Source organism: Marinomonas algicola (assembly GCF_014805825.1).
Lineage (GTDB): Bacteria > Pseudomonadota > Gammaproteobacteria > Pseudomonadales > Marinomonadaceae > Marinomonas > Marinomonas algicola.
The window spans coordinates 578331-597334 of record NZ_CP061941.1 but is presented as its reverse complement, the minus strand read 5'-3'; the positions used below and the strand labels follow the sequence as shown (position 1 = coordinate 597334).

General features: G+C 42.2%; 10 protein-coding genes. 2 read left to right on the top strand and 8 right to left on the bottom strand.

Going from position 1 to position 19004, the window contains the following annotated elements:
- Positions 1-37: 37 nt before the first annotated feature.
- Together IEZ33_RS02675 and IEZ33_RS02670 are read right to left on the bottom strand one after the other, a co-directional pair.
- Positions 38-2023 carry a TonB-dependent receptor plug domain-containing protein gene (locus IEZ33_RS02675; RefSeq protein WP_191602193.1) on the bottom strand — a complete coding sequence of 662 codons (1986 nt, stop codon included), beginning with the start codon at positions 2021-2023 and terminating at the stop codon, positions 38-40.
- A gap of 164 nt (positions 2024-2187) precedes the next feature.
- Positions 2188-3519, bottom strand: coding sequence for an MATE family efflux transporter (locus IEZ33_RS02670; RefSeq protein WP_191602192.1), 1332 nt, complete (start codon positions 3517-3519; stop codon positions 2188-2190).
- Positions 3520-3869: 350 nt separating this feature from the next.
- Between IEZ33_RS02670 and IEZ33_RS02665 the strand changes: the two genes are divergently transcribed.
- Positions 3870-5759, top strand: coding sequence for a methyl-accepting chemotaxis protein (locus IEZ33_RS02665; RefSeq protein WP_191602191.1), 1890 nt, complete (start codon positions 3870-3872; stop codon positions 5757-5759).
- Between the two features lie 138 nt (positions 5760-5897).
- Complete coding sequence (locus IEZ33_RS02660; protein WP_191602190.1) at positions 5898-7496, top strand: cation:proton antiporter family protein; 1599 nt, start codon at positions 5898-5900, stop codon at positions 7494-7496.
- Positions 7497-7586: 90 nt separating this feature from the next.
- Here IEZ33_RS02660 and IEZ33_RS02655 read toward each other — a convergent pair whose 3' ends face one another.
- The 6 genes from IEZ33_RS02655 to aroK all read right to left on the bottom strand — a co-directional run bounded on the left by IEZ33_RS02655 (position 7587) and on the right by aroK (position 18992).
- Complete coding sequence (locus tag IEZ33_RS02655; RefSeq protein WP_191602189.1) at positions 7587-9134, bottom strand: methyl-accepting chemotaxis protein; 1548 nt, start codon at positions 9132-9134, stop codon at positions 7587-7589.
- 215 nt (positions 9135-9349) lie between these two features.
- Positions 9350-10771: an FAD-dependent oxidoreductase gene (locus tag IEZ33_RS02650; protein ID WP_191602188.1), complete on the bottom strand. Its 1422-nt coding sequence runs from the start codon at positions 10769-10771 to the stop codon at positions 9350-9352.
- Between the two features lie 107 nt (positions 10772-10878).
- On the bottom strand, positions 10879-15330 hold the full coding sequence (gene gltB / locus IEZ33_RS02645; RefSeq protein WP_191602187.1) for a glutamate synthase large subunit: 4452 nt from the start codon (positions 15328-15330) through the stop codon (positions 10879-10881).
- Positions 15331-15687: 357 nt separating this feature from the next.
- Positions 15688-17289, bottom strand: a complete 1602-nt coding sequence (locus IEZ33_RS02640) for an SPOR domain-containing protein (protein ID WP_191602186.1) — start codon at positions 17287-17289, stop codon at positions 15688-15690.
- 67 nt (positions 17290-17356) lie between these two features.
- Positions 17357-18448, bottom strand: coding sequence for a 3-dehydroquinate synthase (gene aroB / locus IEZ33_RS02635; protein WP_191602185.1), 1092 nt, complete (start codon positions 18446-18448; stop codon positions 17357-17359).
- A gap of 1 nt (position 18449) precedes the next feature.
- Positions 18450-18992: a shikimate kinase AroK gene (gene aroK, locus IEZ33_RS02630; protein ID WP_191602184.1), complete on the bottom strand. Its 543-nt coding sequence runs from the start codon at positions 18990-18992 to the stop codon at positions 18450-18452.
- Between the last annotated feature and the right edge of the window lie 12 nt (positions 18993-19004).

Here is a 19004-nt window from a genome sequence, read left to right as displayed (position 1 = left end):
TACATTTATTGTTAACTAGATTTTTATAAACCGTTTATTAGCCCGAATAAGTAAATCCAAGATAAATATAACGTCCAATTTCTGGTCTAAAATCAGCACCACTGGAAAAATCCCGCTGAGTATCCGCGAGATTATTTAGGCCAGTAAAGAAGCTGAATCGATCACCCAATGCTTTATTTAATTTAATATCAAATTCACTCCAAGATGGAGAACGCATTGTGGATAACTCATCCACATATTCAGAGGACTGATATCGACCTAAAAGAGAGACTTTAGCATCCCATTTAGGTAGCTCAGCTTCTAAAGCGAGATTGATTTGATGATCTGGTCGGCGAGTTAATGAATGGCCTGTTTTTCGGTTTTCACTTTGCATCCAAGTGTACCCAGCCTGCAAAAATACATGACTGGAGAGCTGTTGTTGAAGGCTAAATTCCGCGCCGTACGTACGCGCTTTTTCAGTATTTTGATAGCGAAATACCTGGACATTATCCGTTCTTGATGCGGTGCTCTCTGAGTCAAAGCTTGTATTGATCATGTTTTTGATATTATTAACAAAAACATTGATTTCATAGCGCTGATTTTGGCCGTTCTCAAACCCTAAACCAAACTGATAACTTAGCGACTCTTCGGGAACTAAGTCATTGTTTCCATTAACGATATAGCCCAAATGGCTGTGATCAAAAAGATAATGTCGCTCTTTTAAATTCGGGACGCGATATCCAGCTCCCACTCCAGCTCTTAAATAGGTTTCCCATTCAGAGGCCGTATCAAAGTCGTATCTCAGGTTTACTTTAGGCGCAAGATGAAACCCAAAATCACTGTCATCCTGCATTCTCACACCTGGTAGAAACTCCCAGTTCCCATAAAAAACATCATGTTGCGCATAAAAATCCGCACTGCTTCGTTTACTATTAGGATCCACCTCATTTAGCTGTTCTTTTGTCTGATCAAGTGTTTCTTCAAAGATTTGACCGCCTAGATTTACTGTACTCTTATCAGAAATAGGCCGCATCCAATCTAAATTAACCTGACTAAAGGCTAACTCGGCCTCTCTTCGTTGCTCTTTTTCAGGCGTAATAATCACATCTTGGAAGGTAGTGTTCGCTAAAGTTTCTCTCATAATGGACGCACTTAATACGCTGTCATCTAAAATCCATTTCGCCGTAGCATCAAGCCTGATACGACTTGTGTCTTCCAATTTGATTTTGTTTATCGACTTCCCCCCCACATTGTCTTGCAGGTTACTTTTTAAATCTTCTGCATAACGCTCAAGGCCAAAAGTGTACTCGCTGCTTGTCGTTTTATCCCATACTAGATCAACACCCACAGTTGAACGCTGTCCTCTGGCGCCTTGAGTCGACCAATTTTCTGGGGTTGCATCAAAACCATCTGAATCACTTATGTCGGCTGTCAGACGCCCATTCCAATCACCAGAATGACCGACTCCCGTCGCACTCAAACGACGAAAAGCGGGACTAAACGTTTCACCATCAGGGTTATCTTCAGCAAAACTTCCGCTTTCTATGGATAAAGCATAATGTGGTCCAGTAAGAGAGGTTTTATCGGTTATTACGTTAATAACGCCTCCCATGGCCGAACTGCCGTATAAAGCAGAGGTCGCTCCTTTAACGATTTCAATTCGATCAACACCCACTGTCGATATTTGCGTAACATCGACACTTGAACCGGTGGTGGCCGATACTGGCAATCCATCAATAAGCACCTTTACTCGATCACTTGACAATCCCTGCATCCAGACTTCAAAACCACTTTTACCATGGATCGGTTTTAAGAGAATATTTGGTGTACCTTTTAACGCTTCAGCGACCGTTTTGGCGTTGTGATTTTGCAGTTGCTCTTTGGTAATAACCTCGGTACGTACGGGGGTGTCTGAAAGCGCTTTTTGTGACCGCGTTCCAGTAACGACAAATGGGTCTAATTGAATCTTAGAGATCGCTTCTTGCTCTGAAGCATAAACAGATAAATTTACAAGAATAAGAGTTGTGGTTAGAAAAAATCGCATGATAATAGCCAAAACACATAAATGATAATGGTTATTATTTGCTTTTTAATTTTCTATGTCAATAATGATTATCATTTAAATTAGTCAGGTTAAAAACGCAATAGCAAGAACGATGACGCCAAAGAGCGCCTTTCCTAAATCAATTAACGCATGACTAAATAAAGTTATACCGTGCCTTGTTGGAGAGACCGCATCACATTCTTATACATTATCCAAGCAGCGATGCCTGCAAAAACATTACCGAATAATACGCCAACAAAAACACCTTCTAAATCACCAATCCAAGCACCAAGCCAAATACAAGGAAGGAAAAAAGCAAACAGCCTTAAAGCCGACATGGTTAACGCCACATAAGAATGACCCATAGCATTCGACACGGACACCATTAACATACCTATTCCTAAAGAGCTCAGGCTGATAGGAACAATCATCAAATAAACGCGCAAACTGTCTTCAACATTTGGATCGCTTGTTACCCAGCCAGCTAATAATCCAGAAAAAACAAAAGCAATCAACGCGAAGAACACTTGTAATAAGAGAACAAATTTAACGGCAATACCAACCAGAGCTTCTATTTGATGGTAATCTTTTGCTCCCAATAATCGACCAACCATTGGCGGAACTGACATAGTTAACGCCAGCACAACCACCAATAAGAAAAATTCGAAACGAGTGCCTAACGCCCACGCTCCTACGGCGACAGCGCCAAAAGTAGCGATGAGTTTTGTGGCGAGTACAGCCGAGATCGAAGGTAATAACTGACTAATCAAAGCTGGCCCCATAATATGGGAGATTGACTTTACACTTGAGGCAATATCCAAATTGCTCCACTTAAAACACACCCAATGGCTTTGCCAGATTTTCAACATAGCCATTATAATGCCAACCAAAAAAGCACAAGATGTCGCCATAGCCGCACCATTTAAGCCAAGTCCAAAGGTAAAAATAAACAAAGGATCTAAAATCACATTGACAATGCTCGTTACCACCATCATGACTCCAGGCAACATAGTATTGCCATTAGCTCGACAAATGCTGTTTAAAAAGTAGATAAAGGCTCCTAACCATGCACTTAACAACCAATGTGGCCAATAGCGTTCAATCACGCCAAAAAGCGATTGAGGAGCACCTAAAAACGAAAGAATTGTTTGCCAATACACCCAAATAAATAAACAGAAAAGAATAATCCCAACGCCTCCAATGAGAAGCACCAGTCCACCTAATTGACGAGCATATTGAGTATTATTAGCACCTAATGCACGAGAAATGATCGAAGTAGTCGCAATTCCCAAACCGACTTGCAGCCCAATAATGATCATTTGAATCGGTAAGGTGAACCCTTGAGCGGCAAGAGGTTGAACGCCTAGCTGTCCAATAAACGCACTATCAACCAATTGAAAACTTAATAAAGAAAAAATACCAAAGACCATTGGCAGAGTCATGTGCCACAATTCTTTTGCTAACGGGGACTGGAAAGAGGGTTTACCAAAAAACATAATGAAAGTGTGCCAGTGAATTAGAATGCGGTTATTTTACGTGATAGTCGGTTACTTTAGTATAACAAGCTAGATATCTATACTTTATCTTGAGGGGGGGAAGACGCTTTTTACTCTAACAATTACCTCGTATTCCACTAATTCTTACAACTCGTTGATACGCCCTTTCTTTAAACAGTCAAAACACATATATAATCACGGCTTTATGTATAAAACGATCGTATACATTAATAAAAAAAACTAAAATGGCAAATTAATTGCTTTAAACAAAGGCAATTCTTTAAAAGTGAAATATACTGACAATTGTCAACCAAAAAAATATGATCACTACCAACTAATATGGTGTTTGAATGAAAGTATCTCATAAAGTCGCACTGTGCGCGTCCCTAATCGTTGTTATCATGTTTTCTCTGTATTCATGGATGCAATATAATAGCCTACGGAATGCGCTTTTTGAAAAAACAGCAACAAGCACTCAAGAAACCAGTAAAGCACTCGCCTTACAAATTAATAATTGGCTAAATGCCAAGGTCGGTTTAATTGATCTTGCGGCACAAAATATCGATGCCAATTTTAACAAAGATACAATACAAAACACCTTTAATCTACCTCTTTACAAAAATGAATTTATTCTCATTTTTGGCGGACTGGACTCCGAAGGAGGCAAAGCCATAGGCAATGATCCTTCTTGGATTCCTGCTCCAGGTTGGGACGCCAGAAAACGACCATGGTATGCCGAAGCTAAATCTTATAATAGAGCCGTATTAACGCCTCCTTACGCTGATGCAAGTACAGGTGAGATATTAATCTCTGCCGTTGCGAATTTCACTGATAAAGGCAAATTCAAAGGTGCGTTTGGTGGAGATTTAAGCTTAAAAACGGTATCTGATGCGATTAACACACTAAATTTTAATAATACTGGCTACGCTTTCCTATTAGATAAAAAAGGCACCATCGTGAGTCACCCAAATATGGAATTGAATGGTAAGTCTGTCTCTGAGTTTTTAGCAGGCGGAGTGCCAGAGCTCACAACAGACCTCTCCGAAGCAAAGTTAACTGATGGTAGCGATGTATTTATCTCTTTCAACTCTCTACCAAACCTATACGGTACTGATTGGTATATTGGGGTGGCATTAGATCAGAACAAAGTATTGAAAGACGTAAGAGAGTTCGGCTGGACCGCCTTCTTTAGCACTATTATAGCGGCCTTCATTTGTTCTATTATTCTTTACCTCGTTGTCATTCGGCTGCTATTACCACTGCAGGCACTTCGCTCTTCATTACAAGACATCAATAGCGGTGATGGAGACCTGACAAAGCGCCTAGATGTTGTGAGTAATGACGAGTTTGGCGAAGTATCTTCAGCCTTTAATCAATTCATAGATTATCTGCAAAAACTGATAATAGAGGTAAAATCCTTATCTACTGAAGTTCGCTCAAACACCAATGAGACAGAATCCTCTTCCTCTCATTCTGCATCGCAATTGCAAATGCAACTTAATGAACTGGATCAATTGGCAACGGCCATGCATGAGATGTCAGCCACGGCTCATGATGTGGCTGACAATGCTCAAACAGCGGCGGATAGAGCAAACAAAGCCGATATTGCAGCTAAAGAAGGGGTCAACATTGTTAACCAAACGACGTCTTCCATTGTGGAATTAACCGACCAAATGGGCAGTGTCGTAACCACGATTAATGAGCTGGTGAACTACAGTAATAATATTGAATCTATCTTAACCGTTATTACCGATATCGCTGATCAAACTAACTTGCTTGCCCTCAATGCGGCTATTGAAGCGGCACGCGCAGGGGAACAAGGTCGAGGGTTTGCTGTTGTTGCCGATGAAGTAAGAACATTAGCTTCGAAAACACAAGAATCTACTGAACAAATCCAAAAAATGATTAATCAGCTGCAAGTCGGTGTGCGTAACGCTGAATCGGTTATTTTAACCAGTCGCGAGAATGCAAATGCCACTCAAACAGTGGCCAGTAAAGCAAGTAGCTCTTTGAATGCCATTCGAGAAAGTATCATTGAAATCAATAATATGAACGTTCAAATTGCGACAGCAGCCGAGCAACAAAGTGCGACATCAAATGAAATTAATCGTAACACCACAAATATTCGAGATATCAGCCAATCCGTTGCTGAAAGTGCAAAACATCAAGAGGATTTGTGTAAAACGATGGTTGATTTAACCAATCAACAATCAAGTGCATTAGATAAATTTAAAGTGTAGTTAACACCTTCTCATCTACCATGTATTTTAAAAGGCTAAGTACATTATTACTTAGCCTTTTTTTGTGAAAACAATCTCCGTTTACTCTTAGATTGTTTTATTATTACGTTATCTTGATCGTTTAAATAGAGGCTTTTAATGGAGTTTATTTGGATATTATGTGCATTTTTGTGTGGCTTAGGGGTGAAGGTGCTCAATATGCCGCCCCTGATTGGTTTCTTAGCCGCCGGCTTCTTGCTCAACTTCTTAGGTATTGAAGCCTCTTCATCATTAGACACATTAGCCAATGTAGGTATCACACTAATGCTGTTTTGCATTGGTCTAAAGCTGCATGTAAAAGATCTATTAAAAAGCGAAATATGGGCAGGAACCCTTTCCCATAAAGCATTGTGGAGCATAATAATCGCTTCCTGTTTATTATTTTTTACAGCGTTAAATTTACCTTACTTCAGCGATCTCGATTTCAAAACGGCCTTAATCATAGGCTTTGCATTAAGTTTTAGTAGCACAGTATGCGTTATCAAGCTTTTGGAAGAGGCCGGTGAAATGAAAACTCGCCATGGTCAAATTGCACTTGGCGTATTGGTCATGCAAGATATTGTTGCCGTCATATTCTTAGTGCTTGCAACAGGAAAGATACCCACGATTTGGGCTCTAGGACTGTTTGGATTACTGTTAGTTCGACCTATATTATATCGATTGCTCGACAAAGTAGGCCATGGCGAGATGCTTCCACTCGCCGGCTTGTTTCTTGCGTTTGGCGGCTACGAGTTATTTTATGCTGTTGGAGTGAAAGGAGATCTAGGCGCTCTCATTCTCGGAATATTACTCGCCTCACACTCAAAAGCATCAGAACTAAATAAAGCCTTAATGAATTTCAAAGATGTTTTTTTAATTGGGTTCTTTTTGTCGATAGGGTTTACCGCACTTCCCACCCTAGCCATGTTAGGAATGTCGATGATCTTAAGCTTGTTTTTGATTATCAAATTTGCACTCTTCTTTATCATCTTTACTCGTTTAAAGCTCAGAGGGCGTACCGCGTTTCTCACCGCGCTCTCTATGTCCAATTACAGTGAATTTGGCTTAATTGTGGCCGCACTCAGTGTCGACAGTGGCTGGCTGAGCAAAGAATGGCTGGTTATTTTAGCGCTTTCTGTTTCAATTTCTTTTATTGTCACCAGCATACTGTATAAAAATGCTCATGAACTGTATTTACGCCATAAAGAAACGATTAAACACGTTGAACTAGCCGATTGCTTAGACGAAGACCATTTCATCCAACCAAAGGACGTCCGTATATTAGTTGTTGGTCTTGGCCGTGTCGGCCGTGGCGCATTTGAATCGTTACGCCAAACACTAGGAAACCAAGTCGCTGGGATGGATGCCGATCGGGTTCGAATAACATCCATGGCAAAAGAAGGAGACAATGTTTTCTTTGGTGACGGTGAGGACGCTGACTTATGGGAAAAACTGGATACAAGAGAAATAGAGCTTGTCTTATTGGCATTACCTACCATAAAAGACAGCAGTAACATTACCATGCAATTACGTAAAGCGGGCTACAGCAAACAAATCGCCGCCATTGCTCGCTACCAAGATGAAAGAGAAGAATTGCTCGCGGCGGATATAGACAATGTCTTTAACTTTTACACCGAAGCTGGAACGGGCTTCGCGGAAGAAAGTTTACAACTCATTGGTTTATCGAGCACAGCCGCCAGCGAACAGCAGGCCACATAAATAAGACCATGAACCTATCGTTGTTATTGATTTTCACTATAAAAAACTCAGGTCTGTTTAAGACAAAGCCTGAGTTTTTATATGAGTCTCTTACTTAAAAGCCGTCACAATTGATCCAAGATCGCCTGCTAATTTACCCAGCCGATCACTTTGATCTTGAGTCTTCTTAGAAGACTCAAGATTCACTTCTACACCAGCTTGAATCTGTAACATATTATCTTGAATTTCAATCGCTACTGAAGATTGCTCTTCGGCGGCACTCGCCACTTGAATGGTTCTATCAGACACTTCTGTCATTAGTGTATTTAATGCAGAAAAAAGTTCACTGTTACTTTTCACTCCAATAGAAAGGTCCGCTAAGCTTTCTTGATTACTCTTAATATTATTAACCGTTTCTTTTACAGAACACTGAACTTGCTCGATCGCTAAGCGAATTTCTTCTGTTGACCCTTGAGTCTTACTGGCTAGATTTCTAACTTCATCAGCAACAACCGCAAAGCCTCGCCCCTGCTCGCCCGCGCGAGCCGCCTCAATAGCGGCATTTAGTGCCAATAAATTTGTTTGCTCTGCTATTTGACTGATGACCAATAAAATATTTTCAATTTCATCCGTGCTACTTTGTAAGGTTAAGGTTTTTTCAGAAGTCATCACCATATTAGCGTTAAGCGCCTCTATATTCGACTGCACTTTAGAAACGTTCTCTAGACCTTGCTGAACGGTTGAAGACGCTTTTTTACTTGCTTCTGATGTTGCACTGATACTGTGAGCAATTTCTTCTGTTGCGCTGGCAGATTCACTCACAGCCGATGACACCATTTCAACTTGTTGTTGTATTTTGGTGCTGCCATTATAAGCTTCAAGCATGGCTTGCTTAGTGCGACTGACCGAGGCCGACATCAGAGAGGAATAATCGTCTAATCGACCGACAACCGTTCTATTTTGTGCTTGCAACATGCCTATACTGGATTCAGCATGCCCAATCTCATCCATTGAACCTGAAAAGACTTTCTGAATAAGAGGGTTATTACAGACCTGGCGGCTTAGCTCTTTTAATGCCTTGACTTTTTTAACCATTGGTAAAGTGAATAACAACGCCACTAGCTGCAATAATATCATGACACCAAGGGTCGTTAGATCGATCATTCCAGAGGCGTATAACAGAAGATCCGATATACCGCAAAACAAACCATAATGCACAAAAAAGCGGCCAAAAAATGAATGTGTTTTAATGGACGCCGCTCGTTTTCCACTCTTAATTTGTGTGTATAACACCTCAGCTTTTACGACTTGCTCCCGAGTTGGCTTCACTCTGACAGATTGATAACCCACTTTTTTACCATGATCAAATACAGGGGAAACATACGCATCTACCCAATAATAATCACCATTTTTACAGCGGTTTTTTACTAGACCACGCCAAGATCGATCGGCTTTAAGATCAGACCACATATTTGCGAAAGCGTCCTTCGGCATATCAACATGGCGCACTTGATTGTGTGGCTTTCCAATAAGTTCATCGACTGAATAACCTGCAATGTCACAAAATGATTGATTAGCGTATGTCACGATACTGTCTAAGTCAGTGGTAGATACCAATTGTATACCATCTGGAAATGTGACTTCTTTACCTGAACTCATGACTTTTTTCCTTATTTTTTCTCAATAGGTACTTACAGACTAGATCAGTAAACCTCTAACGAACAATTTTTTTTCAAATACGCTAAGAATAGGTAAACGGCATCCTATTTAGAGAGCATCAGGCCATAAAAACAAAAAAACAAAAAAACAAAAAAACAGCGACCTAGGCCGCTGTTTTTCAAAATTTACCAAACAATTTTACACTATTAGAGAGATTAAATATCTAGATAATCCATAATACCTTCGGCGGCTTTTCGACCTTCATCAATGGCGGTGACCACCAAATCCGAACCTCGTACCATGTCACCGCCGGCAAAGATTTTTTCATTGGTCGTTTGGTACATGTATTGTGCTTTTTTCGGCGCAACAACACGCCCGTAAGAATCTGTATCAATACCAAACTCTTTGAACCAAGGGGATGGACTTGCTTGGAAACCAAACGCCACCAAAACCGCATCTGCAGGTATAATTTGTTCACTGCCTGCAACGATTTCGGCCCTGCGACGCCCATTTTCGTCGGGCTCCCCCATAACGGTTTCAACTACTTTAATGCCTTCCACTTTATCTTTGCCTATAATTTCAACAGGCTGGCGATTAAATAAGAACTGAACACCTTCTTCACGGGCGTTTTTCACTTCACGCCGAGAACCAGGCATGTTCTCTTCATCACGACGATAAACACAAGAAACCGATTTTGCGCCTTGGCGAATCGAGGTACGGTTACAGTCCATCGCTGTATCACCACCGCCTAAAACAACAACCTGCTTGCCTTTCAGGTTAATGTAATCCTCTTCATCTTCTTCATAACCTTGGCAATGATTCACATTTGACACCAAGAAGTCTAACGCTTCATATACACCCGGTAATGCTTCACCAGGGAACCCACCTTTCATGGCTTTATAGGTTCCCATTCCAAGGAATACAGCATCGTACTCAGCCAAAATATGCTCAAATGGCACATCATCACCAACAGAGGTTCCAAGTACAAACTCAACGCCCATTTCTTCAAAAATTTCTCGGCGAAGCGTCATTACAGACTTTTCTAACTTAAATTCTGGAATACCAAACGTCAGTAGACCACCAATTTCCGGGTTACGATCAAAGACAACAGGCTTCACCCCATTACGAACAAGAATGTCCGCACACGCTAATCCAGCCGGACCAGCACCGACAATCGCCACGGTTTTACCAACAGGGACAACCTTAGACATATCAGGCCTCCAACCCAGTGCAAAGGCGGTATCCGTAATGTACTTTTCAACGGACCCTATTGTTACGGCACCAAAACCCCCTTCTCCAAGCGTACAGGCCCCTTCACAAAGTCGATCTTGAGGGCAGACACGACCACACACCTCTGGCAAAGAATTGGTTTGATGACTCAACTCAGCCGCTTCCATAATATTGCCTTCACTAACCAACTTCAGCCAGTTAGGAATATAGTTGTGTACTGGGCACTTCCACTCACAATAAGGGTTACCACACTCTAAACAACGATGGGCTTGGTCTTTAGCCACTTCTTCTTGGAAGGGCTTGTAAATTTCAACAAACTGCCCTTTACGAGTAATAAGAGGTTTTTTCTTTGGATCTTTGCGATCGACCTCTACAAATTGAAATACATTATTCAAGCGCTCAGACATAAGCAGCCAACTCCTCTGAAGACATTCATAGAATGCCATTCTTGCTAAACAGTAAAAAATCAAATTTGCAGAGGTTAGGTTCACCTCTGCAATCAAATCTCAATATCTTATTCTGGGCGTTGGCGAGTATTCGCTAACAGATTGCTCAAACTCGCCGCTTTAGGTTTCACTAACCAGAATTTACCAATGTAATCATAGAAGTTTTCTAAGAGCTCGCGCCCCCATTCACTGTTGGTTTCACTGACATATTCTTCTATTACACTTCGTAAGTGTGAACGGTATTCTTCTGTTGTTTCAGTCCCGATGCGGTGGATCTCAACTAACTCATGATTGTATTTATCAACAAAAGTACGATCCATATCCAGTACATAGGCAAAACCACCTGTCATACCAGCACCAAAGTTATACCCAGTTGGCCCTAAAATGGTCACAGAACCGCCCGTCATGTACTCACAACAATGATCACCAGCCCCTTCGACAACAGCGTGTGCGCCAGAGTTACGGACAGCGAATCGCTCTCCCGCTGTACCGGCCGCAAACAACTTACCGCCAGTCGCACCATACAAACAGGTGTTACCAATAATTGCGGTATTCTGCGATTCGAATAGAGAGCCCTTCGGTGGGTAAATAACCAGCTTACCCGCTGTCATGCCTTTGCCTACGTAATCGTTAGCATCGCCTTCAAGATACATGTTAAGACCACCAGCATTCCAAACACCGAAGCTTTGTCCTGCCGTACCTTTAAGACGTAATGTAACCGGTGTGTCACTCATACCTTGATTACCATAACGTTTGGCAATTTCGCCAGAAAGGCGAGCACCAATGGAACGATCACAGTTGGTTATAGTGAATTCAAATTCACCACCTTCTTTTTCTTCAATAACCTCTTGCACCGCTTCCCACATTTTCAACGCCATTAGGCCTTTATCGTGTGGTGGGTTAAAAGGCACTTGGCAGAATTGTGGTTTATCCGCAGGGATCGCATCATTATTAAGTATCGGCGATAGGTCTAAGCCTGATTGTTTCTCCGTTTCACCCGGTAATAATGCCAATAAGTCCACTCGCCCAATTAATTCACCGAGACTTGCAACGCCTAATTTAGCGAGCCATTGACGCGTATCTTCGGCCATAAATAAGAAGAAGTTCTTAATCATAGCAACCGTACCAAGGAAGAAATCATCACGTAAATGCTGATCTTGTGTTGCAACACCTGTTGCACAGTTATTCAAATGGCAAATACGGAGGAATTTACACCCCATAGCAATCATTGGCGTCGTACCAAAACCAAAGCTTTCAGCGCCAAGGATGGCGGCTTTAACAACATCCAAACCGGTTTTTAAGCCACCGTCTGTTTGTAAACGAATTTTACCTCGTAGATCATTTGAACGTAACGCCTGTTGCGCTTCCGCTAGACCTAACTCCCATGGAGAACCAGCATGACGGATAGACGTGATTGGCGATGCGGCTGTTCCACCGTCATAACCAGATATGGTAATTAAGTCGGCATAGGCTTTCGCTACACCAGCGGCAATGGTACCCACTCCCGGTTCAGATACTAACTTCACAGAGACTAATGCCTCTGGGTTCACTTGTTTTAAATCAAAAATCAGCTGTGCTAAATCTTCAATCGAATAAATATCATGATGTGGTGGCGGAGAAATCAAAGTGACACCTGGGACCGAGTAACGCAATCTTGCAATCAAGCTGTTTACTTTACCGCCCGGTAGCTGACCACCTTCTCCAGGTTTAGCCCCCTGCGCCACTTTAATTTGCAGTACTTCTGCGTTTACTAAGTATTCTGGTGTTACGCCAAATCGACCGGAGGCAATTTGTTTGATTTTAGAACGTTTTTCCGTACCGTGGCGGGCTGGATCTTCCCCCCCTTCACCAGAGTTAGAACGACAACCTAACTCATTCATTGCCTGAGCAAGTGACTCGTGAGCTTCTGGTGACAAAGCACCTAAAGACATACCAGCCGAGTCAAAGCGAGGTAAAATTGATTCGATTGATTCTACCTTATCTAAAGCAATGGGTTTTGCCTTATCTGAAAGGGTAAATAAATCACGCAACATAGAAGCTGGGCGAGTATTTACCAAGTCCGCATAGACAGTGAAGTCCTCGAACTTTCCACTGGATACCGATTTTTGCAGATTACGCACAACATCTGGATTAAAGGCATGATATTCCGAATCATGCACATATTTTAAATAACCACCTTGCTGTATTGGCTTGCGTTGTTTCCAAGCGTAATTCGCAATACGGGTCTGCTCTTTTTGGAAATCTTTAAAACAAGCCCCTTTAATGCGACTCGCTACGCCTTTAAAGCACAGCTCAGTAACCGCATCCGATAAACCAACCGCTTCAAAAAGCTGAGCACCACGGTAAGAAGCAACAGTGGAAATCCCCATTTTTGAAAGAATTTTCATCAACCCCTTATTAATGCCCTTACGGTATTTGCTGTGACACATTATAGGGTCGCCCAACACTTCACCTTTATCAATCATGTCATTGATTAATCGATAGCTTAAGTAAGGGTACACAGCCGTTGCACCAAAACCGAGTAAAACAGCAAACTGATGTGGATCACGTGCAAATCCCGTATCGCAGATAATATTCGAATCGCAACGCAAGCCCACTTTGGTTAAATGGTGATGCACAGCGCCAGTCGCCATGGGCGCAGGAATAGGTAAATGCCCCTTTTCTATATCTCGGTCCGTTAACACAACAATAACAGCACCATTTTTAACCACTTCTTCAGCACTGATTTGCAAGTTTTTAATCGCTTGCTCTAAAGTAACGTCATCAGGATTATAATTGGTATTCAAACGCACCAAACGAAAGCGATAATCCTCTAACGCCAATAATCGACTGAACTTACGTGGCGAAAGAATGGGAGAAGACAAGATAATACGATTCGCATGCCTCGGCGTTTCTTCAAAAAGGTTTCGTTCAACACCAATACAGGTTTCAAGCGACATCACCACAGACTCACGCAACGGGTCGATTGGTGGGTTAGTCACTTGAGCAAACTTTTGGCGGAAGTAATCGGTGACGGGACGAGTCTGACTAGACATCACGGCCATAGGTGTATCATCACCCATAGAACCAACCGCTTCATGACCACTTTCTGCTAAAGGACGGAAAATCTGTTCGCGCTCTTCAAAACTCACTTGGAACATTTTTTGATAGGTCAACATCTCTTCCGATGTAAAGTGATCAAACTCTTGGCTTGATTCAACCAACATGGTCTCAATACGGATAACTTCTTGCTTTAACCATTTTTTATATGGATGAGCCACTTTCAAGCGATTATCAATATCTTGCGTATGCATGATTTTACCGCTTTGAGTGTCTACCACCAACATCTGACCAGGACCAACTCGACCTTTCGCAATCACGTCAGAAGGTTCGTAGGCATATGTGCCTATTTCAGAAGCCACGGTTAAATACCCATTTTTCGTCATCACCCAACGAGCTGGACGCAGACCATTACGATCCAACATACAAACAGCGTGGCGACCGTCCGATAGAACCAGTCCCGCAGGACCATCCCAAGGCTCCATATGCATGGAATTGTATTCATAAAAAGCACGTAGCTCAGGGTCCATGTTTTCCACATTTTGCCAAGCAGGCGGAATCATCAAGCGTGATGCGCGGAAAATGTCCATACCACCCATCACCATGATTTCCAGCATATTGTCCATCGATGAGGAATCAGAGCCGGTCAGGTTAACTAATGGCTGCAAATCTTTCAGTTCAGGTAATAAAGGAGAAAGTAGCTTATTAGCCCTTGCTAAAGCCCAGTTCCGGTTACCTTCAATCGTGTTAATTTCACCATTGTGAGCCAACATTCTGAACGGTTGAGCCAACGGCCATTTAGGCAGAGTATTCGTCGAGAAACGTTGGTGAAATACACAGATCGCGGTTTTTAATGCGTCATTTCCAAGGTCTTTATAGAAAGAAGGCAAATCCACAGGCATCATTAAGCCTTTATAGGACAGCACTTTATCTGACAAAGAACAAACATAAAAGTTTTCAAAATGCGACAAAGCAATTTCAGCTTGGCGACGAGCCACGAATAAACGCGTTGAGAATGTTCTGGCATCCATTCGGTTACTATCAATAAAAACTTGCTCAATTCTAGGCAAGCAGTCTTCTGCAATTCGGCCTAAACAAGCGGCATCAACAGGCACTTCGCGCCACCCAACAACATTCACTTCTTGATCTAATAGTTTCGCTGTTAGCGTTTCTCTTTGCTCTTTTGCAAGTGTTTCATCTTGATCGAAGAACACCATACCCACACCATATAAATCAGAAAAGGTATGATTGAATAATGACAGTGCTTCGCTACGTAAGAAGCTATCTGGTTTTTGAATAAGTAATCCACAACCATCACCTGTTTTACCGTCGGCGGCAATGCCGCCCCGGTGAGTCATGCAAGTAAGCGATTCAATGGCTGTTTTTAATAGGTGATGGCTGGCTGTGCCTTCCATGTGGGCAATTAATCCGAACCCACAATTGTCTTTAAATTCACCAGGACGATAAAGGCCTGTACTCATACACCAACTCCCACAAGATATCTAAGAAGAACAAAAAATCGAAAGCGCAATAGGCTGCTTTTTTCACTTATAAAAATACAAACATTTATGCAGCCAATTTTTCCGATACTAAAATTGATGGCAATCTTACCTTGATAATTTTCAGTGCTCAAATGAGCAAGCGAGAAGAGAGGGCTGTTTTCAGGCGATTGAGTGGGGTTAATGCGGCTTAACCATCCTCTTAGTAGGATTATCTATGGTTGGATTTTTTCTAGACAGGAAATTCCACTAGGGAATCTAGTTTTTTTAATAAATACGGTTTTTTTTACTTTTTTTACCTTTTGTCGCCTCAGCGATCAAAAAACAGGCGGCTTTAGCTTATTGAGCCTTTCTAATGTCTTGCTGTATCCCTCTGACACTCCTTGCCCATGGGTTAAGAGACTGCAATTCTCGAGGCAGGGTCTCTACCGCCGCAATCGCTTCACTGCGGTTACGATAGTTCCCATACACTACAACAAACCAGTCCCTATTATTATGAACCGCCTGAAAGTAGCTGAATCCATCAAGACTTCCTTGATCACGAATAAATTCCTTTACTGTTTTTAAATTGTAGGTTCCCAATAACTGCAAAGAATAACGGTTTGGGCTTTGAGTCAGCCACCACGAAGTTTTCTCAAACCGGTCAGAGGGCTCCTCTATAGGCGTTTTCTCTGCGTTATTAGAAAGCGTCGATGAACCATTTTGCACGACAGGGGATGTTTGTAGAACAGGACTTTGTACACGAGGAACACCCACATTTGTTGGTTCCAACGGGATCGGTGCTAATGGCGCTGGCTCATTCAATTTAATTGGTGCAGCCACTATGCCTCCATTAGAGGTCCCCTCTCTTTGCGAACGATCAGTCGCATTGTCTTTTAGAATAACATCATCAGGAATAGGAGGTAAGGAAAGCGTGTTTTCAGCACGGCCTAAACGTTTTTGCATCTCTTCTATTTTAGCAATGGTTGGAGAGGTATTTTGAGAAATAGCATTTCCCTCTAAAGCAATAGAACGTCCAGTAACGTTGGATGCTTTTTCATCGTCACTACCAGAGAACACAACAGTGATTAAAATACCAAACATGATCAACGATAAAAGTACCATATGAACCATCGGAAAACCCAAAGCAAAATTCATTTTGAATTTCGCCTTACTATTGGCCGCACTCGCTGTTCCTATGCCAAGTTGTGATTGAGCGACATGGTTTATTCGACCAGGTAAACCTTTGGACTCTTTAAAAATCCCGCGCACCTGCTTATCCGTAAAAGGCAGGTTAATCTCACCGCTGACACTTCGAACCCGATGCAGCAAATACGCTCTTGTTTCTTCCAATGTAAAAGGCTGTAACACTTGATGGTGGCTTAATTGTTCAAAGCGATTTTTTTGAAATGTATCTAAATTACGCTGTAGGGGGTATTCACTAAAAAGCAAGACATGCGGCACCGCTTGATGTTCACTGGACATTGACACCATATCCAGCAACATAATAATAGCGTCAGTATTTAACTCTTGCGCATTATCAATCATAATCAGCGCAACTAGCCCTGTCTGTTCCTGTTCTTTAGCATAAGCCAATAATGGGCCAAAAGTAGAATCTGGGCTCAGATGATCTAGAGCACGGTCAAAGCCACTGTAAATAGCGCTTAACAACTGCCCTGCCGTCATCAACATGGAGCCATAAACTTGGCTGATAACAGCCGATTCAGTTTGATGAACAGCGAACTCTTTCATAAAAGCGGTTTTGCCGCTTCCTTGTTCACCTTCCACGACAAGCAACATAGAGCTGTAGCGGCTCAAGTGTTCTAGCATCGCTAACTGTTGATTACGAACTTCCGTTGTGAAGTAAGGCGTATTATTTGAGCCAAAAGGGTCTCTCAGCACTCCTCTGGGTTGCTGATCTAACGCACTTTCTAAATCAAACTGAAAGTTCGGTTCGGCCATAGCCTATATTTCATCTCCCGCTAACAAAGACAACTAATCATACCTTTATACTCTGACACGCTAACATTTACTTAACCGCTTCCAACGCATCTAAAATTGTTTCATTAAATAAGTCTAATGGGAAGTCTGAGGTGACCATAGCCGTACCAAGCTTTTCCAAAAGAACCAAGCGAAGGCTTCCATCAAGCACTTTTTTATCCACAGACATACGCGCTACAAACGAGTCTAGACGCATTTCTTTGGGAGGCAGAATAGGCAAATCCGCGGCTTTAAATAAATCAGCACTGCGCTCTAAATCACGGTTATCTAGATTTCCCATTCTCCAAGACAGGTCTAATGCTAGCATTGATCCAGCCGCAACAGCCTCGCCATGTAACCAAACACCATACCCCATTTCAGTTTCAATGGCATGACCAAAAGTATGCCCAAGATTTAGAATCGCTCGAATTCCACCTTCTCTTTCGTCTTGGGATACTACTTTACTTTTAGCCACACAAGACAAATAAATAGCCTCTGTAATTAAATCAGAATCTAAGCCCATTATCTCAGCCATATTCACTTCTAACCAATCAAACATTGAAGCATCACAAATCAAACCGTATTTGATGACTTCCGCCATACCAGCGGACAATTCTCGTCTCGGTAGGGTGACCAAAGAATCAATATCAATAATTACCGCTTGCGGCTGGTGGAAGGCGCCTATCATATTCTTGCCTAGAGGATGGTTCACACCTGTTTTACCACCAACAGACGAATCCACTTGTGACAGTAGAGTGGTGGGCACTTGAATAAAGTTCACCCCTCTTTGGTAAGTTGCGGCTGCAAAACCCGCCATATCGCCAACAACGCCACCGCCTAACGCAATAATGGTGGTGGTTCGATTATGTCGCACTTCCAGTAAACGCGTCATGATCATTTGATAGGTATCAAGTGTCTTAAAAGACTCACCATCAGGCAATATACAAGTATCAACTTGATAGTCACCTGCTAATAGGGAAACCAATGCATCAAGATAAAGCGGAGCCACCGTTTCATTGGTCACTATCATCACTTGCTTACCTTGTATCGCTTGATCAAATAGCGACTTCGAATGACGAATCCCAGAGCCGATATAAATAGGGTAACTTCGATCTCCAAGATCTACCTCTAATGTACGCATTTTAAGCGTCCTCCAATTTCACATAGTGTTCGATGGCATCCCACACTTTTTTAGCCACTGATTTTGGGTGGCGCGTATCCGTCTCCACTACAATATGAGCCACTTCTTTATATAAGGGGTCACGTAATGCAAATAATTTACTTAAAGTGGCTCTCGGGTTTCCATTTTGCAACAAAGGCCGGTGATTACTTTTTGACGTTCGAACTAACTGCTGATTTACTGTTGCGTACAAATAAACAACCAAACCACCATCATGCAAAATAGCTCTGTTCTCTTCTCGCATAACCGCACCACCACCCGTGGCTAATACAATGGGTTTATCCATATTGTTGGTTAGCTCGTAAAGGGCGTGTGTTTCGCGACGACGAAAACCATCCTCACCTTCTTTTTCAAAAATCCATGGGATGTCAGCCCCAGCGTTTTCTTCAATCACTCGGTCCGAGTCGTAAAACTCATTACCGAGAGATTGTGACAGTAAACGACCTATTGTCGTTTTTCCAGCACCCATTGGGCCCACTAGAATTATATTGGGGGCAATAATCATGGTCTTTTTTTA